We start from the raw sequence: 25,028 nt of genomic DNA on the forward strand, positions 1-25,028 counted from the left end.
GCCGATGGTAGTGTGGCATTCGCCATGCGAGAGTAGGACACTGCCAGGCACCCAACACGAGAAACCCCGCTCATCTGAGCGGGGTTTTTTATTGCCTGAAATTCAGTCTTTTCCTCTCTGAACCCCGTTTATTTGATAGTCCAAGATCATCTTCTCTGACCTCGCTCCTTATATGGTCCACCTTTTGTCTGGCTGATATTTGTCCATCAATTCAATTGCTGAACAGAAAAAGCACAGAATGTGATGTCTCTACCTTTCTTGTGATGCCCGCTCTGCTTTAATTCGTCTGCCCACGTTCGATGGGCCAAGGAATCACAATAATCTGAGGAATGGACACATGTTCAAAAGAACAGTAACGATGATGCTGGCGGCGGGAACCCTGGTATTAGGCGGTTGCGCATCTCACGGTGGCGCTGAACAAGCGGCTGCGGACAACAGCGATTTCGGTGGCAAGTCCATCTACCTGCGTGGGGAGATGAACGACTGGATGGCAACCGACGCGAGCAAGGTGGTCAAGGTGGCCGACAAGCTCTACATGGCCAAGGGAACGCTCAAGAAAGAGTGGGCTCCCTACAAGTTCAAGTTCGCCGACTCCGGCTGGAGCTGTGGTACCAACTTCGGCTACAAGAGCCCGAGTGACGGTGTTGCCGTGCTGGGTGGTGAAGCCGTGCCGGTCAACCCCTGCTCCAAGTATGAAGACATGAAGTTCTCGCCGGATGCGGATGGCGTCTATGAGTTCTATCTGAACATGGCGGGCGATACCCCGACCGTGTACGTCAAGAAACCCTGATCTGGACCGGGAAGCAAGTTTCCCGGGCGATGAATCGGTCAATGCCCCGGCCCAGCCCACTGCTGGCCGGGGCGTTTTTTTAGGATGGAACAGGATGTCTCGTCATTAAAAATACTACATATAGTGTTTTTATTTTGTTTGTTCGCTATTGGTTGTGTTTGTTGCTACTGTCGTGACGTTGTTCCATTCACATGAGGTTGATTGAACATGGCTAAATCCAACCCGGTGCAGGAGAGTGAGAGCGCCTCTCGCCTGATCCCCTTGCAGGAAACGTCCTTCGAGATCTGGGACAGCAAGTATCGTCTCAAGAGCAAGGATGGCGTCCCCATTGATGGCACGATCGATGAAACCTACCAGCGGGTCGCCCTTGCCCTGGCTGGCCAGGAGTCGGAGCCAGACGTCTGGTATGAGCCCTTCCTGTGGGCGCTACGCAACGGCGCCATCCCGGCGGGACGCATCACGTCCAATGCGGGAGCCTTCGAGCACAAGCCGGCGACCTCGACCATCAACTGCACCGTCTCCGGTACCATCGAGGATTCAATGGACGACATCCTCAGTAAGGTGCACGAGGCGGGGTTGACCCTGAAGGCGGGCTGCGGCATCGGCTATGACTTCTCGACCCTGCGTCCCCGTGGCGCCTTCGTCTCCGGCGCGGGAGCCTACACCTCGGGCCCGCTCTCCTTCATGGATATCTACGACAAGATGTGTTTCACCGTCTCGTCCGCCGGTGGTCGTCGTGGCGCCCAGATGGGCACCATGGATATCCGTCATCCCGATGTTGTCGAGTTCATTCAGGCCAAGCGGGAAGATGGGCGGCTGCGCCAGTTCAACCTCTCCCTGCTCATCACCGAGGAGTTCGTCAAGGCGGTGAAGGAGGATGCCCCCTGGACGCTGATCTTCCCCTACACCGCCAAGGAGGTGGAGCAGGACAGCATCGTGCTGGACGATCCCGAGCAGGTGATCTGGGCCGATTGGCCGAACAAGGAAGGGGTGGTCATCAACGAGTTGGGGCTGGTTGCCTGCAAGCGTTACAAGACGCTCCCCGCACGCAAGATGTGGAACGTCATCATGAGCTCCACCTATGACTATGCCGAGCCCGGTTTCATCCTGATCGACAAGGTCAACCAGATGAACAACAACTGGTTCTGCGAGGAGATCCGCGCCACCAATCCCTGTGGTGAGCAGCCTCTTCCCCCCTATGGCGCCTGCCTGCTGGGCTCGGTCAACCTGACCCGGTTCGTGCGCGACCCTTTCACCGAACAGGCCGCCTTCGACTGGTCCGCGTTTCGCAAGGTTGTGGCCATCTTCACCCGTATGCTGGACAACGTGGTGGAGATCAACCAGCTACCGCTTGCCAAGCAGCGCGAAGAGATCATCAGCAAACGCCGTCATGGCATGGGCTTCCTCGGCCTCGGCTCGGCCCTCACCATGCTGCGGATAAAATACGGCTCTGCCGCCGCCGTCGCCTTTACCGAGCAGGTATCTCAGGAGCTGGCCATGACCGGCTGGCGCGAGTCCCTGGCCTTGGCGAAGGAGAAGGGCCCGGCCCCCATCATGGAGCTGGAGTTCGAAGTGACCGGCAAGCTGCTGAGGCTACGCCCCGAGATGGCGGCAGACGGCATCAAGCTCGGTGACAAGGTGAAGGGCAAGGTGTTGCACGCCCGCTACAGCCGCTACATGCAACAGGTGGCCGAGGTGGATCCCGCCCTGGTTGCCGAGCTGGCCGAGGTGGGTGGGCGTTTCACCCACCACAGCAGCATTGCACCGACCGGCACCATCTCGCTGTCGCTGGCCAACAACGCCAGCAATGGCATCGAGCCGAGCTTTGCCCATCACTACAGTCGCAACGTCATCAAGCCGGGCAAGAAGAGCAAGGAGAGCGTGGATGTCTACTCCTATGAGCTGCTGGCCTACCGCGAGCTGGTCAATCCGGCTGCCATGCCCTATGCCGAGGATGAGGCGACCCGCTTGCCGGATTACTTCATCACCGCCGACGACATCAGCCCGGCCCAGCACGTAGACATTCAAGCGGCGGCCCAGCGCTGGATCGACTCCTCCATCTCCAAGACGGCCAACGTGCCGACCGATTTTCCGTTCGAGCAGTTCAAGGACATCTACCTCTATGCGTCGGATTCGGGGCTCAAGGGTTGCACCACCTTCCGCTTCAACCCGGCAGCCTTCCAGGGGGTGCTGGTGAAGGAGCAGGATCTGGAGAACACCCTGTACGAGTTCACCCTGGAGGATGGCTCGGTCGTCACGGCGAAAGGGAACGAAGAGATCGAATACGACGGCGAGCTGCATACCGCTGCCAACCTCTACGATGCCTTGAAAGAAGGCTATTACGGTAAATTCTGAGGACGAGCGCATGGTCAAGAAAATAGACAGGAAAATCGTCGCCTACCAGGTGAAAACCCGGGATGAACCGCAGCAACCCCCTGTGCAGGATGACGTGGTTCACATGCACGAGACGGTGCTGCGGCCGGAGCGGTTGATGGGCACCACCTACAAGCTGAAGACGCCGGAGCATGTCTCCGAGCACTCGCTGTTCATCACCATCAACGACATCATTCTCAACGAGGGGACGGTGCACGAGACTCGCCGCCCGTTCGAGATCTTCATCAATTCGAAAAGCCTGGAGCACTATCAGTGGATAGTGGCGCTGACCCGCATCATCTCGGCGGTGTTTCGCAAGGGGGGGGACGTCACCTTCCTGGTGGAGGAGCTGCGTTCGGTGTTCGATCCCAAGGGTGGCTACTGGAACAAGGGCAAGTATGTACCCTCGCTTATCGCCGAAATTGGCAATGTGATCGAAACCCATCTCACCGAGATCGGCATGCTCAAGGTGGCCGGGCTGGATGAACACCAGCAGGCGTTCCTGGCCGACAAGCAGGCCGAGCTGCAAGTCCGGCAACAGGCCGAAGAGCAGCAGGCCGGCAGCGGTTTTCCACCCGGTGCGGCGCTTTGCTACAAGTGCCACAGCAAGGCGCTGGTGCAGAAGGATGGCTGCATGACCTGCCTCAGCTGTGGCGATTCCAAGTGCGGTTGAGTGATTGAGCGCAGACAACAGGCCGGCCTTGGTGCCGGCCTTTTTCATTGCTGCTTTTCTGTTCGAACGCACCGGCGGTACACGCGATTTGTTGCGCGATAGTAAAATCGGGCGTAGCGTTGGGGGTAATAAAACTGTCACGGCCGTGTGGTTTCAATGACATCTGAGATTCACACACGTGGCACCTTCAGTGCCAAGGAGGATGCTTATGGACAACACGGACCGAAAGCTGTTTATCCTGGATACCAACGTTCTGCTTCACGAACCCCTTGCCATCTACTCCTTCAAAGAGCACGACGTGCTCATCCCCATGACGGTGCTGGAAGAGCTCGACAACATCAAGGATCGCCACAAGGACGTCAGCCGTGATGCGCGGGTGGCCATCCGGGCGCTGGAGGATGTATTCCGCGATGCAACGCCGGAACAGATTGCGCAAGGGGTAGCGCTGGCCGGTGAGGCGAGCGGTCACATCTCCATCTTCAGTGACCATCATCTGCCGCAGGATGCCGAGGTGTTCACCGACAAGGAGGCCGACAACCGCATCATCAACGCGGCCCTCTACCTGCAAAAGCACGAGTTGAAACGTCAGGTGGTGCTGGTCACCAAAGACATCAACATGCGGCTCAAGGCCAAGGGCGCCGGGCTTGCCCACGTCGAGGATTACCGCAGCGACCAGCTGATCGACGACATCCGCCTGCTGGCCAAGGGCTTCCAGGTGGTGCCAGGCAGCTTCTGGGAGCGGGTCGGCGAGTGCGACAGCGAGACCCATGGCCGCGATACCGTTCACGTCATCGATGCCAACCTGCTGGAGGGCATTCACGTCAACCAGTACCTGATCGATGAAGAGAACTTCTTCGCCGCTCGGGTGCTCAGCCACGACAACCAGAAGATCCGCATCAAGGATCTGGGGCGCGAGCGGCTGATGTCACGCAAGGCGTGGGGGGTACATCCCAAGAACGTCTATCAGGGGATGGCGCTCGATGCGCTGCTCGATCCGCACATCGACCTGGTGATCCTGACCGGCCCGGCGGGTTGCGGCAAGACCCTGCTGGCCATGGCCGCCGCACTGGAGCTGGTGATCGAGAAGGGGATCTACGAGAAGGTGATCGTCACCCGAAATACCCCGGAAATCGCCGAGAGCATTGGCTTCCTGCCTGGCACCGAAGAAGAGAAAATGATGCCCTGGCTGGCGGCGGTGACCGACACCCTGGAGGTGCTGCACAAGCAGGACGAGAACATGAGCGGGTCCCTCAGCTACATCATGGAGAAGGCCAACATCCAGTTCAAATCGGTCAACTTCATGCGCGGGCGCAGCATCCAGAACACCTTCGTGCTGCTGGACGAGTGTCAGAACCTGACCGCGTCCCAGATCAAGACCATCATCACCCGCTGTGGCGAGGGCACCAAGATCGTCTGCTCCGGCAACCTGGCCCAGATCGACTCCAACTACCTGAGCCCGGTGACTTCGGGTCTGACCTATATCGTCGAGCGTTTCAAAGATTTCGACGGCAGTGCCAACATCTTCCTGAACGGGGTGGTGCGCAGCAAGCTCGCCTCCTTCGCCGAGGAAAACCTCTGATTTGATTGACTATCTTCGTATGAAAAAGGGAAGCCACTTGGCTTCCCTTTTTTGATCCCGTCGCCGGTTATTGCTCCTGCGTGCGGCCAAGGTAGCGCAGCAGCCCGGGGTGATCGCTGTTGTGCAGGATGTCCGGCGTACCCTGCAGGGCGATGCGCCCCTCATCCACGAACAACACCTGGTCGGCGCAATCAGCTGGGCATCCTCCGGCAATGACAGGGGGATACCATCAGCTCGTTAGCCATTCACTATGGCGCTAGCGCGCGGCCAAGATAGCGCAGCAGCCCGGGGTGGTCGCTGTTGTGCAGGATGTCCGGCGTACCCTGCAGGGCGATGCGCCCCTCGTCCACGAACAACACTTGATCGGCGATGAGCTGGGCATCTTCCGGGTTGTGAGACACCATCAGCACGGTAATGCCCTGCTCGCAGGCAAGCCTCGCCACTTCCGCCAGCATCTCCCGGCGCAGGGCCGGATCGAGCGCCGAGAAGGGTTCATCCAGCAGCAACAGCGGCTTGCCCCGCACCAGGGCGCGGGCCAGCCCGACTCGCTGTTGCTGGCCGCCGGAGAGTTGTTCCGGCAGCCGGGTGAGCATCTCGCCGAGACCGACCCGGCTCGCGGCATCCTTCACCTGGGCCCGTTGGGCCGCGTTCAGGCGCAGACCGGGGTGCAGGCCGATGGCGATGTTGTCGAACACCGACAGGTGCAGGAACAGGTTGTGATCCTGAAACAGGGTGGTGACCGGCCGCGCGGCCGGGCCCAGCGGCAACAGATCCTCGCCATCGAAGTCGAGGGCGCCGGACTCTACCGGCACGAAACCGGCGATCATGCCGAGCAGGGTCGACTTGCCAGCGCCGCTCGGGCCGATCAGCGCGGTGATCTCCCCCTTGGGCAGGGTGGCGCTGAAGCTGACGCGCCAGTCCGGGTAGCTGGTGACCAGCTGATCAATATTCAGCATGTGCTCTTCTCCAAGGGGCTGTTCGACCGGCCGGAGCGGCCGAATAAACGGTTGGGGCGTGCGCTTCAGTGATCGGCATGCTTGCCTCCCAGGCCACGTTCAATCAGCCAGAACAGCGAGAAACAGAGGATCAGCAGCAGCAGGGCGGTGGCGGCCGCCTCGGTCAGCCGATAGCTGCCGAGCTGTTGATAGAGCAGCCAGGGCAGGGTGGTGAGCTCCTGGCTGCCAAACATGGCGATGGCGCCGAGATCTCCCAGCGACAGGATCATCGAGAGCGCGGCCGCCTGGGCCAGCGGGCGGCGCAGCAGGGGCCACTCCACCAGCCGCAGTCGATGCAGTCCGCGTACCCCCAGGCTGTCGGCCAGCCTGTCGTACTGGCGAACCACCAATTGCATGGGGGCGGAGAGGGTACGCAACACATAGGGCAGCGCCATCAGGGCGTTGACCAGTACCACCAGCCAGGGACCGAGGGCGAACACGTCGGCGAACGGCATGAACAGGATGAACAGGCCGGTGGAGAGGACCACCGCCGGGATCATCAGGATCACCGAGCCGCTGGCCTCCCACAGGGCGGCGGCCCGCCGCTTGCGATCCCGCACGCGCAGGTGACGGCTGGTGAGCAGCAGCGCACTGCCGAGCAGAGTGGCCAGGCTGCCCGCCGCCAGCGCGATCAGCAGCGACTGGCCGCTGGCCAGCCACAACTTGCTTGAGGTCAGTGCATCTGGCAGGCCAGGGTTGAGGCCGGCTACCACGATGGCCAGCAAGGGGGGCAGGAATACCGCCAGCCCGATACTGAGGGCGAGGGCGTCCACCAGACCGGTTCCCGGCTGATGGCGGTCCGGGCGCAGACAGGGGCGATGAGAGGTGATCCGGCTGGGCGGGCTGCTCTGCAGCTTGTGCTGCAGCATCAGCAGGGCGGCGGTCAGGATGAGCTGCACCAGCGCCAGTCCGCCGGCGGTGGCGAGATCGAAGTCAAAGCGCAGCGCCTGATAGACGGCCACCTCCAGGGTGGTGGATTTGGGGCCACCCCCGAGCGCCAGCACGGTGGCGAAGCTGGTAAAGCAGAGCATGAAGATGAGGCTGGCCAAGCCTGGCAACTGGGCCCGGATCAACGGCCACTCCAGCAGCCGGAAGATGTGAGAGGAGCGCATGCCGAGCTGGCTGGCGAGGCGCCAGGAGGACTCGGGGATGCCCTCTAGGCTCTGCAGCAACAGGCGTGCCGCCAGCGGCATGTTGAAGAAGATGTGGGCCAGCAGGATGCCGAACAGACCATAAAGATAATTGCCGGGGGCGAGCCCCAGCCCGTGCAGCAGCTGTGGCAACCAGCCCTGTTTGCCGTGTACCGCGACGATGCCGAAGACGGCAATGATGACCGGCAATACCAGCGAAAGGCCGAACAGCTTGATAAGCAGGGTGCGCCCCGGAAAGCGGCGCCGCGCCAGCGCGCGGGCCACCGGAATGGCCAGCCCCAGGCTCAGCAGGGTGGAGAGCAGCGCCTGCCAGAGGCTGAAGCCCAGCACGTGGCGCAGGTAGGGGTCGGCCAGCAGGGTACGGGGCGCCAGCGCCCCGGCCTGCCACAACAGGGCCGCCAGCGGCCCCAGGGAGAGCAGCAGGATGATCAGGGTGGCGGCACTGCCCGGCAGCCACCAGAGGGGGCGAGCCTGCACTCTGGCGAAGATAGGGCTCACTGGGTGACGGCTTGCAGCCACTCGCGGATCCAGTTCTTGCGGTTGGCGGCCACCTCATCGCTGCTGAAGGCGAGCGGCTTAGCTACGGTGATCATCTGCTCGAAGCCCTTGGGCAGCGGCGTGTCGATCACCGGATACATCCAGTTGCCGGTCGCCATCTCGTTCTGGAACGCGGGGCTTGTCATGAACTGCAGGAACTTATCCGCCAGCTTGCCCTGGGTGGCGCTGCTGAGCTTGGCGGCTACTTCCACCTGGCGGTAGTGACCCTCCTCAAACGTCGCGGCCTGATACTGGGGCTTGTTCTCGGCAATCAGGTGGTAAGCGGGGGAGGTCGTGTAGGAGAGCACCATGTCCGCCTCGCCGTCGAGGAACATGCCGTAGGCCTCGGACCAGCCCTTGGTGACGGTGACCGTCTTCTTGGCCAGTTGCGCCCAGGCGGCGGGCGCTTCATCCCCGTAGACCGACTTCATCCACAGCATCAGCCCCTGACCCGGGGTGGAGGTGCGCGGATCCTGATAGATCACCTTGAGATCGGGGCGCTCTACCAGCTCTTTCAGGCTCTTGGGCGGGTTCTTGAGCTTGCTCTGGTCGTAGACGAAGGCGAAGTAGCCGTAGTCGTAGGGGACGAAAGTATCGTCCTGCCAGCCGCCCGGTACCTTGACCCCGTCCAGCTTGCTGCCGTGGGGGGCAAACAGACCGCTCTGCTTGGCTTCGCTGACGAGCGCATCGTCCAGCCCCAGCACCAGATCGGCCTTGCTGTGTTTGCCCTCCAGCCGCAGCCGGTTGAGGATGGCCACGCCATCTTCAAGCGGCACCAGTTTGAGGGTGCAGCCGCACTCTTTCTCGAAGGCCTGCTTGATCTTGGGACCGGGTCCCCATTCGGCGGTGAAGGAGTTGTAGGTGTAGACGGTGAGGGTGTCGGCCGCGAAGGCCTGGGCACTGAGCAGGCTGGTGGCGACCAGCAGCAGGGTTTTCATGAGCGGCACTCCCTTAGCAATGAGGTGCCAGCGGATGAGGGCGCAAAAAATGAGCGCCATGCCTCAAATTCCTCCGCCAGCATTATCTGGATCAGGTTCACGGGTATAATCTCAGCGGTAAACCGCACCCCGTTTGAGAAACGAACCGCATTGTATTAACGTTCTTGGGGGGAGGCCAGCACAATTGTTCCTGCGGGCCAGCGAGACGGCGTCAGACAACAGAGGATGTTCGCGTGATCACCAGCACCAAGGAAAGACGCGCCTTCCAGCGCATGATAATCAATGCCCCCGTCACCATCTTTCAGCAACAGCAGGTACTGGAAGGGGTCTGCCGGGATCTCAGCGCCAACGGCATGGGGATCGCCGTCGCCGAGCATCAGCTCGATGTGAGCCAACCCATCCGGGTGAGCCTGGCCACCAACAACAACCTGCTGCCCCCCTTCGAGGCGCAGGCCCGCATCATCCGGGTGCTGGAAGAAGAGGATGGACTGCTGCTGGCCATCGAGTTCCAGGCCCTCGCCTGACCGGCCGTCACACCCTTCGTCATGCATCGACCAGCCCCGCGCTGGTCGATTTCATTCTGGCGTGCTCCCTCATGTTTACGACAACTCCGGCGAGCAGCGCTACTTGTCCGCGCGAACCGGCTGCACGCTCAGCTGCTTGCTGTCGATGAGGGTCTTGTTGGTTGGCGCCAGCTGGCCCATTGCCAACTGGGCCGGGCCGGTGGGCTCCATCAGCAGATAGGTTTCCCCTTCCTGGTTCAGGGTGGCCTCACCCGGCTTGGCTGGCAGCGCCACTCCCAGCAGGGCATGACCCGGCACGAACACCATGGCCTGTTTCAATTCGGGAAAAAGCTGGGCCAGCATGGCGGCCATCAGGGTCACCTTGCTGTCGCAGTCGCCCTGGTTCTGCTCCAGCACCTGGCGCGGGCTTAAAAAGCCCTTCCCCTGGCGCCCAGACTGGCTGTCGAGCAGCTGATAGGGGATGGACTGCACGAAGTCGAGCATATGGGCCACCGTCTTCTGGCGGGCTTCGGTCTCGGTGCTGCCCTGCTGCTTGAGCTGCTCGGCCAGTGGTGCCAGCTCGCTGCGGCTCTCCAGCGCGATGCGCACATGGTCCTGCTTGATGGCGGCGGCGCCATCGGGGGCGGTGAAGGGTTGGAAATAGTGCTGCTTGAGCCACTTGGCTTCCAGCTTGTCCCGTTGCTGGGTGAGCCAGCCCATGGCCTTGTTGACCTGCTCGGGCTGGCGCCCCTTGATCTTGAGCTCCATCTGGGGGCGAGAGAGGGAAAACTGCACGGTAGGAAACTCGGCCATCCCCTGTTGCAGCAGGCTCTGCAGCACGTCCTCCTGCATGCGGGCCGGCCGATAGGCGATGAGTGGCGGCAGCTTGCCCGCCTCCAGCCGATAGGTTAGCTGCTGTGCCTTGCCGTCCTTGTCCTGCCAGCCGACGTTGAGCTGCCCGCCGCTGCTGTTGAAATAGGTCTGCCCGGCACAGACCGGCAGCGCCAGCCAGAGGCCGCAGAGCAGGGGGAGGGCGATCGTCATCTTCATTCGAGTGTCCCGTCGGGCATACAAGAGGTGGCCAGCCATGGTGTATAGGCTGGCCTGACAATAAAACAGGGAGCCGCGGCTCCCTGTTGATTCTACTCGTTTTATGGCACCTGATGGGTCAAATCCAGCTGGGCTGCTTCGCCTCGAAGGCGCTGATGGCGGCTTCGTGCTGCAGGGTCAGGCCGATGGCGTCCAGACCGTTGAGCAGGCAGTAACGGCGGAACTCGTCGATCTCGAAACCGAAACGGAGGCGACCTGCGCGCACCTGATTGGCCTCCAGATCCACTTCGATCTCGATGCCCGGCTGGGTGGCAACCAGCTGGAACAGGGCCTCGACCTCCTCCTCCTTCAGGCGCACCGGCACCATGCCGTTGTTGATGGCGTTGCCGTAGAAGATGTCGGCAAAGCTCGGGGCAATGATGGTCTTGAAGCCGTAGTCCGCCAGCGCCCAGGGGGCATGCTCGCGGCTCGAGCCGCAGCCGAAGTTCTCGCGGGCCAGCAGAATGCTGGCACCGGCGAACTGCGGCTGATTGAGCACGAACTCGGGGTTGGGCTGCTGACCGGCATCGTCCAGGAAGCGCCAGTCGTGGAACAGGTGCTTGCCAAAACCGATGCGGTTGACCTTCTGCAGAAACTGCTTGGGAATGATGGCGTCGGTGTCGACGTTGGCGCTGTCGAGGGGGACGACGATCCCTGTATGCTGTTTGAATCCTGTCATCTTGTTGCTCTCCAATTACAGCGCACGAATATCGGCGAAGCGGCCGGTGACGGCGGCGGCGGCGGCCATGGCCGGGCTCACCAGATGGGTGCGGCCGGCGCGGCCCTGACGCCCTTCGAAGTTGCGGTTGCTGGTGGAGGCGCAGCGCTCCCCCGGTTGCAGCCGGTCGTTGTTCATGGCCAGGCACATGGAGCAGCCGGGCAGACGCCACTCAAAGCCAGCCTCGATGAAGATCTTGTCCAGACCCTCGGCTTCGGCCTGGGCCTTCACCTGCTCGGAGCCCGGCACCACCAGGGCCTGTACCCCTGCGGCGACCTTGCGACCGCGAGCGATGGCGGCGGCGGCGCGCAGATCCTCGATGCGGCTGTTGGTGCACGAGCCGATGAACACCTTGTCGATGGCCACGTCGGAGAGCTTCTGACCCGGTTGCAGGTCCATGTAGGCGAGCGCCTTGCGGGCGGACTGCTGCTCCATCAGATCGCTGAAGGATTCCGGCGCCGGAATGGGGTCATTGACGGCGATCACCTGGCCCGGGTTGGTGCCCCAGGTGACCTGCGGGGCGATGTCGGCGGCGTCGAGCACCACTTCGGCATCGAAGTGGGCACCTTCGTCGCTCTTGAGGCTCTGCCAGTAGGCGATGGCCTGTTCCAGCGCCTCGCCTTTGGGAGCGAACTCCTTGCCACGGATGTAGTCGATGGTGGTCTGGTCGGGGGCGATCATGCCGGCCTTGGCGCCGAGCTCGATGGCCATGTTGCACACAGTCATGCGCCCTTCCATGGTGAGCCCTTCGATGGCCTCGCCAGCGAACTCTACCACATAGCCGGTACCGCCGGCATGGCCGACCTTGCCGATAATGGCCAGCACCACGTCTTTGGCGCTGATGCCTGCGGCCAGTTTGCCGTTGACCGAAATGCGCATGGTCTTGGCCCGGCCCTGTTTCAGGGTCTGGGTGGCCATCACATGTTCCACCTCGGAAGTGCCGATGCCGAATGCCAGCGAGCCGAAGGCGCCGTGGGTGGCGGTGTGGGAGTCGCCGCAGACGATGGTGGTGCCGGGCAGGGTGATGCCGAGCTCGGGGCCCATCACGTGGACGATACCCTGATATTTGTGGTTCAGGTCATACAGACGGACTCCGAACTCCTTGCAGTTGGCGGCCAGCGTCTCCATCTGGATGCGGGCCATCTCGCCGGAGGCGGCGATGTCCTTGGTGGTGGTGGAGACGTTGTGATCCATGGTGGCCCAGGTCAGATCCGGGCGGCGCAGCTGGCGGTTCATGGCGCGCAGGCCGTCGAATGCCTGCGGGCTGGTCACTTCATGCACCAGGTGACGGTCTATGTAGATGAGGGGGGTTTCCCCTTCCACTTCCCGTACCACGTGGGCGTCGAATACTTTCTGATAGAGGGTCTTGGCCATTGCTCGGTTTCCTTGTTATCGATGCCGTGGGGTCAGATGCGCGCGGCGATCTGGCTGCCCATCTCGGCCGTGCTCTGCACCGGGTGATGGGCGCTGGCCTGATGCAGGTCGGCGGTGAAGTAACCCTCGGCCAGGGTCTGGGCCACGGCCTGCTCGATGGCCTGGGCGGCGGCTTCCATCCCTAAGCTGTAGCGCAGCATCAGGGCGGCGGAGAGGATCTGGGCGATGGGGTTGGCGATGCCCTTGCCGGCGATATCCGGGGCCGAGCCACCGGCTGGTTCGAACAGACCGAAGCCCGATTCGTTGAGGCTGGCGGAGGGGAGCAGACCCATGGAGCCGGTGATCATGGCGCACTCGTCGGAGAGGATGTCACCGAACAGGTTGGAGCAGAGCAGCACGTCGAACTGGGACGGATCCTTGATGAGCTGCATGGTGGCGTTGTCGATGTACATGTGATTGAGCGCCACGTCCGGATAGGACTTGGCGACTTTGGTCACCACCTCGCGCCACAGAATGGAGGAGGCGAGCACGTTGGCCTTGTCGATGGAGGTGACTTTGCCACGGCGAACACGAGCCGACTCGAACGCTATCTTGGCGATGCGCTCGATCTCGAAGCGATGGTACACCTCGGTGTCGAATGCCTTCTCGGTGGGGCCTTCCCCTTCACGCCCCTTGGGCTGACCGAAGTAGATGCCGCCAGTCAGCTCGCGCACGCAGGCGATGTCAAAACCGCGATCCGAGATGTCGGCCCGCAGCGGCGAGAACTGCTCCAGACCTGTGTAGATGCGGGCCGGACGCAGGTTGCAGAACAGCTTGAAGTGGGCGCGCAGGGGCAGCAGGGCGCCGCGCTCCGGCTGATCGTTGGGGGGCAGGTGCTCCCACTTGGGGCCGCCCACCGAGCCGAACAGCACGGCGTCGGCCGCCTCGCAGCCTGCAATGGTGCTCTGGGGCAGCGGGGTGCCGTGGTTGTCGATGGCGATACCGCCCACGTCATGGCGCTCGTAGTCGAGGGCGAAGCCGAATCTGGCCTGCACCTTTTCCAGCACCTTGACGGCCTCGGCCATCACTTCCGGGCCAATGCCGTCACCCGGCAATACTGCGATCCGATAACTGCTCATACTCACACGCTCTCCGTATTGATCTTGTCTGTTTTTGCGACGTTGCGTTCCATCTGTTCGGCCACCTGATCGGCGCGCCAGATGCTGTTGATCACGTGGATCAACGCCTGGGCGGAAGACTCTATGATGTCGGTGGCCAGGCCCATGCCATGGAATTTGCGGCCCTTGTACTGTGCGACTATGTCGACCTGGCCGAGGGCGTTCTTGCCTTCCCCCTTGCCCTTGAGTTCGTACTTGTCGATGCTGATCTCGTAGCCGGTGATGCGGTTGATGCACTGATAGACCGCGTCCACCGGGCCGTTGCCGGTGGCGGCTTCGCTGACGATCTCCTGGCCCACCTTCAATTTCACCGAGGCGGTGGCCATCACCGAGCTGCCGCTCTGCACGCCGAGGTACTCCAGCTTGAAGTGCTCCGGCTCTTCGTGGATCTGGCTGAAGAAGGCGAGGGCCTCCAGATCGTAATCGAACACCTGCCCCTTCTTGTCGGCCAGGGTGAGGAACTTGCCGTAGAGATCGTCGAGGTCGTAACTGCTCTCGGCGTAGCCCATGGACTCCATCCGGTGCTTGATGACGTGGCGGCCGGAGCGGGAAGTCATGTTGAGGTTGTTCTGGGTGAGGCCGATGCTCTCCGGGGTGATGATTTCGTAGGTGTTTTTCGCCTTGAGCACGCCGTCCTGGTGGATGCCGGAGCTGTGGGAGAAGGCGTTGGCACCGACAATGGCCTTGTTGGGCTGCACCGGCATGTTGCAGAGCTGGCTGACCAGGGCGCTGGTGCGATGAATTTCGCTGTGGCGGATGTTGGTGTGTACCCCGAGCAGGTCGGCGCGGGTCTTCAGGATCATCGCCACCTCTTCCAGCGAGCAGTTGCCCGCCCGCTCGCCGATGCCGTTGATGGTGCACTCGATCTGGCGGGCCCCCATCTGCACGGCGCCGATGGAGTTGGCCACCGAGAGGCCCAGATCATCGTGGCAGTGCACCGAGATGATGGCCTGATCGATGTTGGGTACCCGGTTGAACAGGGTGTGGATGATGCCGGAGAACTCGGTCGGTACCGTGTAGCCGACGGTATCGGGAATATTGATGGTGCGGGCACCGGCCTTGATGGCGGCTTCCACCATGCGGCACAGGTTGTCTATCGGGGTGCGGCCCGCATCCTCGCAGGAAAACTCCACGTCGTCGGTGTAGCGGCGGGCATGCTTGATGGCGCTGACCCCCATCTCCAGCACGTCTTCGAAGCTCTTCTTCAGCTTGCTCTCGACGTGGATGGAGGAGGTGGAGATGAAGGTGTGGATGCGAAACGCTTCGGCGACCCGCAGGGCTTCGCCGGCGGCGTCAATGTCCTTGGGCAGGGCGCGGGCGAGGGCACAGACCCGGCTCTGCTTGATGTGGCGGGCGATGGTCTGCACCGATTGAAAGTCGCCGGGGGAGGAGACCGGGAACCCCACCTCCATGACGTCGACACCGAGCCGCTCCAGTGCCTGGGCGATCTGCAGCTTCTCCTTGACCGTCAAGCTGGCCGCCAGAGCCTGCTCACCATCGCGCAGGGTGGTGTCGAATATGATGACCCGATCTGACATGTGACTTCCCTCTTCCTAAGTTCGGTGACGTGCATCCTGCGTTGGCATAAAAAAACCCGTGCAGGGTGCACGGGTTTTTGTAAATTCCGGCTATGCCTGAGCCCGGCTACAAGGATCCCGCGCGACTGGTCGCGATTAGGGAGATTAGTAGTAGCGGAGCGGCAATACGCATGATGAATCAATCCTTCCAGTCGATAACGCTTTTACCAATATCGAGATTTTTATGCTGTGTCAACCGCGCAGACCCGGTTCATTTCGCTGGTTTATTTAATCGGATTGTAAAGGAGTGCAAATTTACTTGTCCCATATTCGGCCCTTGCACGATTATCTGGTCATTCCTGCTGTACTCGATCATCTGTGCAATCAGATCGACTTGTCAGTTTTTGCTGAATTATCCGAGGTATTAAATGGAAAAACGTAGACCTGGTCGTCCGGTCGGACGTTCTGACATTCGTGACAAGTTGCTCTCTGCCGCCCGTGAGCGTTTTCTCAACACCCCCTACAGCAAGGTGACGACCCGTGAGATCGCCGAGCTGGCTGGCTCCAATCTGGCGATGATCCACTACTACTTCGGCAGCAAAGAGGGTCTCTACAAGGCGGTGCTGGGCGATGTGGCCGAGCCGCTGGATCAAGCCTGGCACGATGAGGCCGGCAACCGCAGCCTTAACGACCTGCTCAACACCTACTATCAGGTGATGGCGCCAAACAGCGAGCTGACCTCCGCCATCTCCAGCGCATTATCGACCGAGAAGAGCCCAGGCCGGGATTTTGTGCTGAACCGCCTGCTGGAACGCCAGCTGCCCCAGTTCGATGCCTTGCTGGAGTCCATGAAAAACAACGGCGAGCTGGGTGACAACCTGGATCCCGAGATGCTGAAGATCTCCTTCCTCAGCATGATGTGGCAGCCGTTCGTGATGAAGGATCTCTACGAGCAGGTGTTCGGCCTGACCGTGGATGAACACTTCATGGCCCGCCTGGCGGATCACAACTGCCGTCTGATGGAAAACGGTCTGCGCGGCACCCTGAACTGATCATTTGCCACCTAGACAGCAAAAAGGGCCATTCGGCCCTTTTTTCATAAATCTGTTATCCCACGTTCAACCAAGTGTCACCCCGTCGCCCTAGTCTGCTCCAAGACTTCAGGGAAGGAGGGGTTATGAACAAGATCCAGCAATGGGACCTGCAGGTGTGCCGCATCTGCCTGCTCCACGCCTACAACCGGCCACAGGCCAGGATCAGTCGGCTCATCTCCCGTACCGGTGATGGCCCGCTCTACGCCGTACTGGCGGCCCTGCTCTGGTGGCAGGGGGAGGCCGAGCGCGAGCTGGTGAAGCTGGCGCTGCTCGCCTTCGCCTTCGAGCTGCCGCTCTACCTGCTGCTGAAGAACCTGCTCAAGCGCCAGCGCCCGGCGGGGCTGCCGGTCTTCATTACCCCTTCCGATCGCTACAGCCTGCCCTCCGGCCACACCGCCGCCGCTTTTCTGATGGCAACCGTGCTGGCCGCCAGCTTCCCGCTCTGGGCTCCCTTGCTGTTTGTCTGGGCCGCGTTGGTGGGGGCGTCCCGTCTGCTGCTCGGGGTGCACTATCTGAGCGATCTGGTGGCCGGCGCCCTGCTCGGCGGCGGCTGCGCCCTGCTGGCGCTCGGCTGGGGCCAATGATGAGGATCCTGTTCGGGGTACAGGGCACCGGCAACGGTCACATCAGCCGCAGTCGCACCCTGGCGCGGGCGCTGCGAGCCCGTGGTCTGGAGGTGGACTATCTGTTCAGCGGTCGCCCCGCGGACGGCTACTTCGAGATGGCCGAGTTCGGCGATTATCGTGCCTTTCCCGGCATCACCTTCGTCAGCCATGAGGGGGCCATCTCGGGCTGGCGAACCCTCAAGGGGCTCTCGCCGCTGCGCTTCTGGCGCGACATGCGGGCGCTCGACTGCCGCGACTACGATCTCGTCATCAGCGATTTCGAGCCGATCAGCGCCCACGCCGCCCGCCGCTGGGGCAAGCCGAGTCTCACCATCAGCCACCAGGCGAGCTTCGACTGGCCCATTCCGCGTTGGGGGGAGAGCGGCTTCAACCGTCAGCTGATGCGCCACTTTGCGCCGGTACGCCAGGCGCTTGGGTTGCACTGGTTCCACTTCGGTCAGCCCTTGCTGCCGCCCATCATAGACGCCATCCCGCCTGCGCCCGACAATCAGCAGATCCTGGTCTACCTGCCATTTGAGCAGACCGAGGCGATCGCTGCCCTGCTGTCGCGCTTCAACCAGCAGCGCTTCGTCTGCTTTCATCCGGCCATTCGCAGCGCCAGCCAGTGGCGCAACATAGCCTTCGAGCCGCAGGCCAGGGAGGGGTTCAAGCAGATACTGGCCGGCTGTCGCGGGGTCATCACCAACGGTGGCTTCGAACTCGCCTCGGAGGCGCTCTCCCTTGGCAAGAAGCTGCTGGTCAAGCCGCTGGGGGGCCAGTTCGAGCAGCTGACCAACAGCAAGACCCTGGAGCTGATGGGGCTGGCCCGGCTGATGGATGCACTCGATGCCAACGCGGTGCGGGCCTGGCTGGATGCCGCCGCCCCAGGCCAGATTATCTACCCCGATGTGGCCAGCGAGCTGGCGGGCTGGCTGGCGGACGGAGCGCAGGAGAGCGTGCCGGCGCTTTCCCGCCGGCTGTGGGCTCGCACCTTGTTCCCGGAAGAGGTGTGCGATCGGCTGAGCGAACTGGAGGGGGGCAGCCCGCTAAACAGCAGTTGGTTATCGCAAGTGAGCGCCTTTGACTAGACTGAGAGAGATCCCACCAAGGAGAGGACGGACACCATGCGCTTTACCAATGAAAACGGCGACACCATGAATCTGGCGGACAATCTCACCCTGCACGAGCTGCTGGACATGGGGGTCAGTATCTCGGTCTGCGAGGAGACGGATCCGGATCAGCAGATCTGGCTGGCGGAGCCGGAAGAGGATCACTGATCCCCTGCCAGGCTTGCGGGCCCACCCTGGCGGTGGGCTTATTTTTTTCCATTCAGGGCTGCTGTGGCAGCATGATCCGCTGGTCATTCCCCCAACTTCCTCGCATTGTCCCCGCCCTTTTTCTCAAGTCACTGAATGTTAATAGCTGTTTGAAATTTATGACTGTTCTGGTCAGACAAAGCCGTGGACAAGCGTTCACAAGCGGGTTAAGTTGGTTTTTCACCCGCTTTTCGGGTGAATGATGGAAAAAACCTATTTTTCTACTATCGACAGCGCCGAACTCGCCGGGTCCGTATTCAGACAACAACAATGCACGGACTGGCGGTGCCGGGAAGCAGCGGACTGCCGATAGCTTTCGCTTAACGGAGCAAAGCCTGGAGGGCTTTATCATGGAGATGTTATCAGGCGCCCAGATGGTGGTTAGAGCGCTGGAAGATCAGGGAGTTGAGCACGTTTTCGGCTACCCTGGTGGCTCAGTGCTCGACATCTATGACGCTCTCTTTGAAAACGGCAAGATGGAGCATGTCCTGGTGCGGCACGAACAGGCCGCGGTGCACATGGCGGACGGTTACGCCCGCTCCACCGGCAAGGTGGGCACTGTGCTGGTGACCTCGGGTCCCGGCGCCACCAACTGCATTACGGGGATCGCGACCGCCTACATGGACTCCATCCCCCTGGTGATCCTGTCCGGCCAGGTGCCGACCAGCATGATCGGGGAGGATGCATTCCAGGAGACCGACATGATCGGCATCTCCCGCCCGGTGGTGAAGCACAGTTTCCTGTGCAAGAAGGCCAGCGACATTCCCGACGCCATCAAGAAGGCCTATTACATTGCTGCCAGTGGCCGCCCGGGGCCGGTGGTGGTGGATCTGCCCAAAGACGTGCAGAACCCGAAAGAGAAGTTTCCCTATCAGTATCCCGAGACGGTGTCCCTGCGCTCCTACAATCCGACCAAGTCGGGCCACAAGGGGCAGATCAAGCGCGCCGCCAAGCTGCTGGTGGAGGCCGAGCGTCCGGTGATGTACGTCGGCGGCGGCGCCATCAATGCCAATGCGGATCACCTGGTGACCAAGCTGGCGGAGCTGTTGAACCTGCCGGTGACCACCACCCTGATGGGGTTGGGGGCCTTCTCTGGCACCCATCCGCAATTTATCGGCATGCTGGGGATGCACGGCACCTTCGAAGCGAACAAGACCATGCACAACGCGGATCTGATCTTCGCCGTGGGTGCCCGTTTCGATGACCGCGTCACCAACAACGTGGCCAAGTTCTGCCCCAACGCCACCATAGTTCACATCGACATCGATCCCACCTCCATCTCCAAGACGGTGCAGGCCCATGTGCCCATCGTCGGCTCGGTGGAAACCGTGCTGGAGCAGATGCTGGAAGTGATCCGCGAGTGTGGTTTCGACAACGACAAGCAGGTATTGGCGGACTGGTGGAGCCAGATCGGCCAGTGGCGCTCGCGCAACTGCCTGGCCTACGAGACCCACCCCACCCTGATCAAGCCACAGCAGGTGATCGAGACTCTCTACAAGGTGACCAAGGGGGAGGCGTTCGTGGCCTCCGACGTGGGCCAGCACCAGATGTTTGCCGCCCTCTACTACCCGTTTGCCAAACCGCGCCAGTGGATCAACTCCGGCGGCCTCGGCACCATGGGGTTCGGCATTCCGGCCGCCATGGGCGCCCAGTTTGCCAACCCGGATGCGGTGGTCTGCTGCGTGACCGGCGACGGTTCGGTGCAGATGAACATTCAGGAGCTCTCCACCTGCATGCAGTACGGGGTGCCCATCAAGATCATCTCCATCAACAACCGGGCGCTGGGCATGGTCAAGCAGTGGCAGAAGATGTTCTACGGTGGTCGCCACAGCCACTCCTACATGGAGTCGCTGCCGGACTTCGTCAAACTGGCGGAAGCCTACGGCCACGTCGGCATTGCGGTGAGCGATCCGGCCGAGCTGGAGAGCGCCATGGAGAAGGCCTTCGCCATGAAGGATCGGCTGGTGTTCATGGACATCTCGGTCGACCCGGATGAGCACGTCTATCCGATGCAGATAAAGTTCGGTGCCATGGACGAGATGTGGCTGAGCAAGACGGAGAGAACCTGACGATGGAACATATTATTTCGGTCGTGCTCAAGGAACTCAGGTTTGGTTCCATCAAGAACGAGATGTGGCTGAGCAAGGCGGGGGAAACATCATGAGACATATAATTTCCGTTCTGCTGGAGAACGAATCCGGCGCCCTGAGCCGGGTGGTGGGCCTCTTCTCCCAGCGCGGCTACAACATCGAGACCCTGACGGTGGCCCCCACCGAGGATCCCACCCTGTCGCGCATGACCATCGTCACCATGGGTGACGAGCGGGTGCTGGAGCAGATCCAGAAGCAGTTGCACAAACTGGTGGACGTGCTCAAGGTATGCGACTTGAGCGAGGGTGAACACATCGAGCGGGAGATCGCGCTGGTCAAGGCGCGCGCCGCCGGTGGTGGCCGTGACGAGCTGAAACGGCTGGCGGATATCTTCCGCGGCCAGATCGTCGACGTCACCCCCGAGCTCTACACGGTGCAGCTGGTGGGTACCAGCGACAAGCTGGACGCCTTCATCAAGACGGCCGCCCAGACCAACGAGATCATCGAAGTGGTGCGCTCCGGCGTCTGCGGTATCTCCCGTGCCGACAAGGCGCTGCGCCCCTGAGCCGGTGGCCAGCGGGTTTGTTGTTCAAAGGGGCTCTTCGGAGCCCCTTTTTCATGGACGCAAAGCTGTGTAGGGGAGTGGACGAGTCTGTCATTTTCTTTCAAATGATCGGTAAACTATCCACAAAAGCTGTGGAAAAGTCTGTAGATTAGCGGTGTGTCTGACGTTAGTGTGCTGATCTTAAAGAAGTATTTGGATCTGATCTCGGCTGGGGTGCAATTGTGCAATCGCCTCTGGCGGGTGTGAGCGTTTGCTTATCCCGCTGCCCTTGCCGGGCTGGCCTCTGAACGAGAAGACGGGATCCGAACTGGATCCTGATTTGATCTCGCGGATCAACATCTGCCCGTCAGCCATAAAAAAACCCGCCTTGCGGCGGGTTTTTCAACAGGGATAAGCTCGGTCGATTACTCGGCCTGGGCTGCCTGGATACCGGTCAGGGCGATGGTGTAGACGATGTCGTCCACCAGGGCGCCACGGGACAGGTCGTTGACCGGCTTGCGCATGCCTTGCAGCATCGGGCCGATGGAGACCAGATCCGCAGAGCGCTGTACCGCCTTGTAGGTGGTGTTGCCGGTGTTCAGGTCCGGGAACACGAACACGGTGGCTTTACCGGCAACCGGTGAGTTCGGTGCCTTGGACTTGGCCACGTTCTCCATGATGGCCGCATCGTACTGCAGCGGGCCATCGATGATGAGGTCGGGGCGCTTGGCTTTGGCCAGCTCGGTGGCTTCACGCACTTTCTCTACATCGGCGCCGGCGCCGGAGGTGCCGGTGGAGTAGGAGATCATGGCGACGCGCGGCTCGATGCCGAAGGCGGCAGCGGAGTCAGCGGACTGGATGGCTATCTCGGCCAGTTGCTCGGCAGTGGGATCCGGGTTGATCGCGCAGTCACCGTAGACCAGTACCTGGTCCGGCAGCAGCATGAAGAAGATGGAGGAGATCAGGGAAGAACCCGGGGCGGTCTTGATGATCTGCATCGGCGGACGGATGGTGTTGGCAGTGGTGTGCACCGCACCGGATACCAGGCCGTCAACTTCATTGCGTTCCAGCATCATGGTACCCAGTACCACGTTGTCTTCCAGCTGCTCGCGGGCAACCACTTCGGTCATGCCCTTGTTCTTGCGCAGCTCGACCAGACGGGCCACATAGCGCTCGCGCACGGCAACCGGATCGATGATCTCGACGCGGTCGGTCAGTACCACGCCCTGCTGTTCGGCAACGCGACGGATCTCTTCCGGGTTGCCCAGCAGGACCGGACGGGCGATGCCACGCTCGGCACAGATGGCGGCAGCCTTGATGGTCCGCGGCTCTTCCCCTTCCGGCAGCACGACGCGCTTGTTGGCCTGACGGGCCAGTTCGGTCAGCTGGTAGCGGAAAGCCGGTGGGCTCAGGCGACGGGAACGGGTGGACTTGGCGGAGAGAGACTCGATCCAGTGCTTGTCGATGTGGCCGGCCACATAGTCCTGCACCAGTTCGATCCGCTCGCGGTCATCTTCCGGAATGTCGACGTTGAAGTTCTGCAGGCTGACGGCAGTCTGCCAGGTGTTGGTGCCGGTGATCATGATCGGCAGGCCGGTGGCCATGGCCTGTTGGCACAGCGCCATCACCTGCGGTTCCGGGTGGTAGTTGCCGGTCAGCAGCAGGGCACCCAGCTTGACGCCGTTCATGGCGGACAGGCAGGCGGAGACGATGACGTCGGAGCGGTCGCCGGAAGTGACCAGCAGGCTGCCCGGACGGAAGTGCTCGATCATGTTGTGGATGGAGCGGGCACAGAAGGTCACGGTCTGCAGACGACGGCTGTCCAGCTCACCCTTGTGCAGGATCTTGGCGGCCAGGTGCTTGGCGAGATCCTTGGCGCGCGGGGCGATCAGCTGGGTATTCCAGGGGATGCAGCCGAGGATGCGCAGCGGGCTCTTGCCGAATACCTGCAGCACTTCCAGGTTATGGGCGGCGTCGGAGGTGTGGTGGTGGGCCTCGAACATCTCGGTCAGGTCAGGGCGGGTCACGCCATGCTCGTCAACCGGTGCACCCACCTTGTTGATGACGCAACCAACGATACGGGGGTTGTTGACGCCACCGAAGTTGGAGCAGGCCAGCTCGATGCGCTCTTTCAGCTTCTGGCTGGAGTCGTTGCCCGGATGGGTCACGAACACCATGTCGGCGTCCAGCGCCTTGGCGACGTCGTAGTTCAGCTTGTTGGCAAACGGCTGCTTGTCGGTCGGCACCATGCCTTCGATGACCAGCACTTCGGCACCGCTGGCCTTCACGTGCTCTTCGAAGCGGGCCACGATCTCTTCCAGCAGGATGTCGGTGTTGCTGGAGGTGATCATGTTCTCGGCGTAGGAGAGGGCGAACGGCTCGGGCGGGTTGATGTTGGCAGCGGCGCGGATCACGGCGGTGGAGCGCTCGGTACCGGTTTCACCCGGACGCGGCTGAGCGACCGGTTTGAAGAAGCTGACATTGACACCGTGACGCTCCATGGCGCGAACAACGCCAAGGCTCACGGAAGTTACGCCGACACCAGTGCCGACCGGGATAAGCATAATAGTGCGTGCCACTTTATACCCCTTGTTCATTTTTGGGATCAGGAAAAGGCCGCCCTTGGGCGGCCTTGCTCTACAGCGAAATTATGCGCCAACCAGTTCCAGCGCGTCGTGGGCGATGACCCACTCTTCGTTGGTCGGGATAACCAGGGCTTTGGTGGAACCAGCCTTGGTGATCTCGCCACCCTTGCCGAAACGAGCCTTCAGGTTGGCGTCGTGATCGACGTCGAAGCCCAGCAGACCCAGCTTGTTCAGGGTGATTTCACGGATCGGGGCGGAGTTTTCACCGATACCACCGGTGAAGACCACGGCGTCCAGACGACCGTCCATGGCGGCGGCGTAGGCGCCGATGTACTTGGCCAGGCGATAGCAGTAAACGTCCATGGCACGCTTGGCTTCTTCTTTGCTGTCGTAGTTGTCTTCAACGAAACGGCAGTCGGAAGTCACTTCGGTCAGACCCTGCAGGCCGGACTCTTTGGTCAGCATGGTGTTGATGTCGGCCACGCTCATGCCCAGCTTGTCGTGCAGGAAGAAGATGATGGCCGGATCGATGTCACCGGAACGGGTACCCATCACCAGGCCTTCCAGCGGGGTCAGGCCCATGGAGGTGTCGACGGATTTGCCGTTCTTGATGGCGCAGACGGAACCGCCGTTGCCCAGGTGGCAGTTGATGATGTTCAGCTCTTCCACCGGCTTGTTCAGCTGCTTGGCGGCTTCCAGGCTGATGTAGTAGTGGCTGGTGCCGTGGGCGCCGTAGCGACGGATGCCGTTCTCTTTGTAGAGCTTGTACGGCAGGGCGTACAGGAAGGCTTCTTCCGGCATGCTCTGGTGGAATGCTGTGTCGAACACGGCAACGTTCTTCTCGGCCAGCGCCGGGAACACGCGACGGGCTTCACGGATACCGATCAGGTGAGCCGGGTTGTGCAGCGGCGCGTACGGTACGGCGGCTTCGATGCCGGCGATGACGTCGTCGCAGATGCGCACGGAAGAGGTGAAGCGCTCACCGCCGTGTACCACACGGTGGCCGATGGCGATCAGGTTCTTGGACAGCTCCGGGTTGAGCGGCAGGATCTTGTTGACGATGTAGTCCAGCGCTTCCTGGTGAGCGGCACCGGCGCCCAGATCGGCACTGCCTTTCTCACCGTTCAGTTTCCACTTGATGCGGGCGTCGTCGAGGTTGAAGCACTCGGCCAGGCCGGACAGCAGGTCATCACCGGTGGTTGCGTCAATGACAGCAAACTTCAGGGACGAGCTGCCACAGTTAAGAACAAGAACCAGCTTACTCATGAATAAATCCTATCGCAGATTGGGTTGTGTAGGAGGATGCGTTGGACGAGCCGTGTCCAAAAACTTTCAACTTATCCTTATGAGGGTTGGCAATCTGTTGCTTGCCCCTTGTATAGTGATACAAGACCCGAAAT

Annotated in this window: 21 protein-coding genes, 1 pseudogene and 1 riboswitch; of the genes and pseudogenes, 11 read left to right on the top strand and 11 right to left on the bottom strand. The window is 61.5% G+C overall.

Translation table 11 applies throughout. The features are described 5' to 3' along the window. The first annotated feature begins 337 nt into the window (after window positions 1–337). From QLG02_RS10330 to QLG02_RS10345, 4 genes are all read left to right on the top strand, one after another. Entirely contained in the window at window positions 338–790 is a 453-nt protein-coding gene (locus QLG02_RS10330) for a pullulanase (protein ID WP_011704809.1), read from the top strand. Between the two features lie 207 nt (window positions 791–997). Further along, the gene (locus tag QLG02_RS10335) at window positions 998–3,145 is read left to right on the top strand and encodes an adenosylcobalamin-dependent ribonucleoside-diphosphate reductase (RefSeq protein ID WP_045528183.1); all 2,148 of its coding nucleotides are present in this window, start codon (window positions 998–1,000) and stop codon (window positions 3,143–3,145) included. A gap of 10 nt (window positions 3,146–3,155) precedes the next feature. Further along, window positions 3,156–3,836 carry an NrdJb gene (locus QLG02_RS10340; RefSeq protein WP_282465119.1) on the top strand — a complete coding sequence of 227 codons (681 nt, stop codon included), beginning with the start codon at window positions 3,156–3,158 and terminating at the stop codon, window positions 3,834–3,836. A gap of 208 nt (window positions 3,837–4,044) precedes the next feature. Further along, the gene (locus QLG02_RS10345) at window positions 4,045–5,415 is read left to right on the top strand and encodes a PhoH family protein (RefSeq protein ID WP_017410267.1); all 1,371 of its coding nucleotides are present in this window, start codon (window positions 4,045–4,047) and stop codon (window positions 5,413–5,415) included. 67 nt (window positions 5,416–5,482) lie between these two features. Here the strand turns inward: QLG02_RS10345 and QLG02_RS10350 are convergent. From QLG02_RS10350 to thiB, 4 genes and pseudogenes are all read right to left on the bottom strand, one after another. Further along, window positions 5,483–5,625: pseudogene (locus QLG02_RS10350) on the bottom strand (thiamine ABC transporter ATP-binding protein); the annotation flags it as partial. Between the two features lie 38 nt (window positions 5,626–5,663). Beyond that, a complete protein-coding gene (gene thiQ / locus QLG02_RS10355) occupies window positions 5,664–6,371 on the bottom strand; it encodes a thiamine ABC transporter ATP-binding protein (protein ID WP_085734595.1) in 708 nt (235 codons plus the stop codon). Window positions 6,372–6,436: 65 nt separating this feature from the next. Then, window positions 6,437–8,059 (bottom strand): thiamine/thiamine pyrophosphate ABC transporter permease, encoded by a 1,623-nt coding sequence (gene thiP / locus QLG02_RS10360; RefSeq protein ID WP_282465150.1) that lies wholly within the window; start codon window positions 8,057–8,059, stop codon window positions 6,437–6,439. Then, complete coding sequence (gene thiB / locus QLG02_RS10365; protein WP_282465120.1) at window positions 8,056–9,036, bottom strand: thiamine ABC transporter substrate binding subunit; 981 nt, start codon at window positions 9,034–9,036, stop codon at window positions 8,056–8,058. The genes thiP and thiB overlap by 4 nt, the downstream gene beginning before the upstream one ends. Window positions 9,037–9,087: 51 nt before the next feature. Beyond that, window positions 9,088–9,178, bottom strand: a riboswitch (TPP riboswitch). Window positions 9,179–9,269: 91 nt separating this feature from the next. On the opposite strand from thiB, the gene QLG02_RS10370 reads away from it, so the two are divergent. Further along, on the top strand, window positions 9,270–9,560 hold the full coding sequence (locus tag QLG02_RS10370; RefSeq protein ID WP_017410271.1) for a PilZ domain-containing protein: 291 nt from the start codon (window positions 9,270–9,272) through the stop codon (window positions 9,558–9,560). A 99-nt stretch (window positions 9,561–9,659) separates the two neighbouring features. On the opposite strand, the gene QLG02_RS10375 is transcribed toward QLG02_RS10370, so the two are convergent. From QLG02_RS10375 to leuA, 5 genes are all read right to left on the bottom strand, one after another. Beyond that, window positions 9,660–10,589, bottom strand: coding sequence for a transglutaminase domain-containing protein (locus tag QLG02_RS10375; RefSeq protein ID WP_282465121.1), 930 nt, complete (start codon window positions 10,587–10,589; stop codon window positions 9,660–9,662). Between the two features lie 118 nt (window positions 10,590–10,707). Next, complete coding sequence (leuD, locus tag QLG02_RS10380; protein ID WP_282465122.1) at window positions 10,708–11,307, bottom strand: 3-isopropylmalate dehydratase small subunit; 600 nt, start codon at window positions 11,305–11,307, stop codon at window positions 10,708–10,710. A 15-nt stretch (window positions 11,308–11,322) separates the two neighbouring features. Continuing rightward, window positions 11,323–12,720 (bottom strand): 3-isopropylmalate dehydratase large subunit, encoded by a 1,398-nt coding sequence (gene leuC / locus QLG02_RS10385; RefSeq protein ID WP_282465123.1) that lies wholly within the window; start codon window positions 12,718–12,720, stop codon window positions 11,323–11,325. Window positions 12,721–12,752: 32 nt separating this feature from the next. Next, the gene (gene leuB, locus QLG02_RS10390) at window positions 12,753–13,838 is read right to left on the bottom strand and encodes a 3-isopropylmalate dehydrogenase (RefSeq protein WP_282465124.1); all 1,086 of its coding nucleotides are present in this window, start codon (window positions 13,836–13,838) and stop codon (window positions 12,753–12,755) included. Between the two features lie 2 nt (window positions 13,839–13,840). Continuing rightward, window positions 13,841–15,415, bottom strand: a complete 1,575-nt coding sequence (gene leuA / locus QLG02_RS10395) for a 2-isopropylmalate synthase (RefSeq protein ID WP_017410276.1) — start codon at window positions 15,413–15,415, stop codon at window positions 13,841–13,843. A 407-nt stretch (window positions 15,416–15,822) separates the two neighbouring features. Between leuA and QLG02_RS10400 the strand changes: the two genes are divergently transcribed. The 6 genes from QLG02_RS10400 (at window position 15,823) to ilvN (ending at window position 21,064) form a co-directional block, all read left to right on the top strand. Next, on the top strand, window positions 15,823–16,446 hold the full coding sequence (locus QLG02_RS10400) for a TetR/AcrR family transcriptional regulator (protein ID WP_011704823.1): 624 nt from the start codon (window positions 15,823–15,825) through the stop codon (window positions 16,444–16,446). A 125-nt stretch (window positions 16,447–16,571) separates the two neighbouring features. Further along, window positions 16,572–17,072: a phosphatase PAP2 family protein gene (locus QLG02_RS10405; RefSeq protein ID WP_024944309.1), complete on the top strand. Its 501-nt coding sequence runs from the start codon at window positions 16,572–16,574 to the stop codon at window positions 17,070–17,072. Then, the gene (locus QLG02_RS10410; RefSeq protein WP_282465125.1) at window positions 17,072–18,181 is read left to right on the top strand and encodes an MJ1255/VC2487 family glycosyltransferase; all 1,110 of its coding nucleotides are present in this window, start codon (window positions 17,072–17,074) and stop codon (window positions 18,179–18,181) included. Before QLG02_RS10405 ends, QLG02_RS10410 begins: the two co-directional genes overlap by 1 nt. Window positions 18,182–18,217: 36 nt before the next feature. Continuing rightward, window positions 18,218–18,370, top strand: a complete 153-nt coding sequence (locus QLG02_RS10415; RefSeq protein WP_011704826.1) for a hypothetical protein — start codon at window positions 18,218–18,220, stop codon at window positions 18,368–18,370. 389 nt (window positions 18,371–18,759) lie between these two features. Then, window positions 18,760–20,478 carry an acetolactate synthase 3 large subunit gene (locus QLG02_RS10420; protein WP_011704827.1) on the top strand — a complete coding sequence of 573 codons (1,719 nt, stop codon included), beginning with the start codon at window positions 18,760–18,762 and terminating at the stop codon, window positions 20,476–20,478. A gap of 91 nt (window positions 20,479–20,569) precedes the next feature. Continuing rightward, on the top strand, window positions 20,570–21,064 hold the full coding sequence (gene ilvN / locus QLG02_RS10425) for an acetolactate synthase small subunit (RefSeq protein WP_011704829.1): 495 nt from the start codon (window positions 20,570–20,572) through the stop codon (window positions 21,062–21,064). A gap of 404 nt (window positions 21,065–21,468) precedes the next feature. Here the strand turns inward: ilvN and pta are convergent, their stop codons facing one another. Both pta and QLG02_RS10435 read right to left on the bottom strand, forming a co-directional pair. Then, complete coding sequence (gene pta / locus QLG02_RS10430; protein WP_017410280.1) at window positions 21,469–23,640, bottom strand: phosphate acetyltransferase; 2,172 nt, start codon at window positions 23,638–23,640, stop codon at window positions 21,469–21,471. 51 nt (window positions 23,641–23,691) lie between these two features. Beyond that, window positions 23,692–24,894, bottom strand: coding sequence for an acetate kinase (locus QLG02_RS10435; RefSeq protein WP_011704831.1), 1,203 nt, complete (start codon window positions 24,892–24,894; stop codon window positions 23,692–23,694). Window positions 24,895–25,028: the final 134 nt, after the last annotated feature.

Origin of the sequence: Aeromonas sp. V90_14, assembly GCF_029967615.1 — a bacterium.
Classification (GTDB): Bacteria; Pseudomonadota; Gammaproteobacteria; order Enterobacterales; family Aeromonadaceae; genus Aeromonas; species Aeromonas hydrophila.

Bases quoted from the DNA above. Each gene is read 5' to 3' on its own strand.
- QLG02_RS10330 (WP_011704809.1), top strand. From the start codon at position 338: ATGTTCAAAAGAACAGTAACGATGATGCTGGCGGCGGGAACCCTGGTA.
- thiQ (WP_085734595.1), bottom strand. From the start codon at position 6,371: ATGCTGAATATTGATCAGCTGGTCACCAGCTACCCGGACTGGCGCGTC.
- QLG02_RS10345 (WP_017410267.1), top strand. From the start codon at position 4,045: ATGGACAACACGGACCGAAAGCTGTTTATCCTGGATACCAACGTTCTG.
- leuA (WP_017410276.1), bottom strand. From the start codon at position 15,415: ATGTCAGATCGGGTCATCATATTCGACACCACCCTGCGCGATGGTGAG.
- QLG02_RS10410 (WP_282465125.1), top strand. From the start codon at position 17,072: ATGAGGATCCTGTTCGGGGTACAGGGCACCGGCAACGGTCACATCAGC.
- pta (WP_017410280.1), bottom strand. From the start codon at position 23,640: ATGAACAAGGGGTATAAAGTGGCACGCACTATTATGCTTATCCCGGTC.
- QLG02_RS10405 (WP_024944309.1), top strand. From the start codon at position 16,572: ATGAACAAGATCCAGCAATGGGACCTGCAGGTGTGCCGCATCTGCCTG.
- QLG02_RS10400 (WP_011704823.1), top strand. From the start codon at position 15,823: ATGGAAAAACGTAGACCTGGTCGTCCGGTCGGACGTTCTGACATTCGT.
- QLG02_RS10415 (WP_011704826.1), top strand. From the start codon at position 18,218: ATGCGCTTTACCAATGAAAACGGCGACACCATGAATCTGGCGGACAAT.
- leuC (WP_282465123.1), bottom strand. From the start codon at position 12,720: ATGGCCAAGACCCTCTATCAGAAAGTATTCGACGCCCACGTGGTACGG.
- QLG02_RS10335 (WP_045528183.1), top strand. From the start codon at position 998: ATGGCTAAATCCAACCCGGTGCAGGAGAGTGAGAGCGCCTCTCGCCTG.
- leuB (WP_282465124.1), bottom strand. From the start codon at position 13,838: ATGAGCAGTTATCGGATCGCAGTATTGCCGGGTGACGGCATTGGCCCG.
- leuD (WP_282465122.1), bottom strand. From the start codon at position 11,307: ATGACAGGATTCAAACAGCATACAGGGATCGTCGTCCCCCTCGACAGC.
- QLG02_RS10340 (WP_282465119.1), top strand. From the start codon at position 3,156: ATGGTCAAGAAAATAGACAGGAAAATCGTCGCCTACCAGGTGAAAACC.
- QLG02_RS10420 (WP_011704827.1), top strand. From the start codon at position 18,760: ATGGAGATGTTATCAGGCGCCCAGATGGTGGTTAGAGCGCTGGAAGAT.
- thiB (WP_282465120.1), bottom strand. From the start codon at position 9,036: ATGAAAACCCTGCTGCTGGTCGCCACCAGCCTGCTCAGTGCCCAGGCC.
- ilvN (WP_011704829.1), top strand. From the start codon at position 20,570: ATGAGACATATAATTTCCGTTCTGCTGGAGAACGAATCCGGCGCCCTG.
- QLG02_RS10375 (WP_282465121.1), bottom strand. From the start codon at position 10,589: ATGAAGATGACGATCGCCCTCCCCCTGCTCTGCGGCCTCTGGCTGGCG.
- QLG02_RS10435 (WP_011704831.1), bottom strand. From the start codon at position 24,894: ATGAGTAAGCTGGTTCTTGTTCTTAACTGTGGCAGCTCGTCCCTGAAG.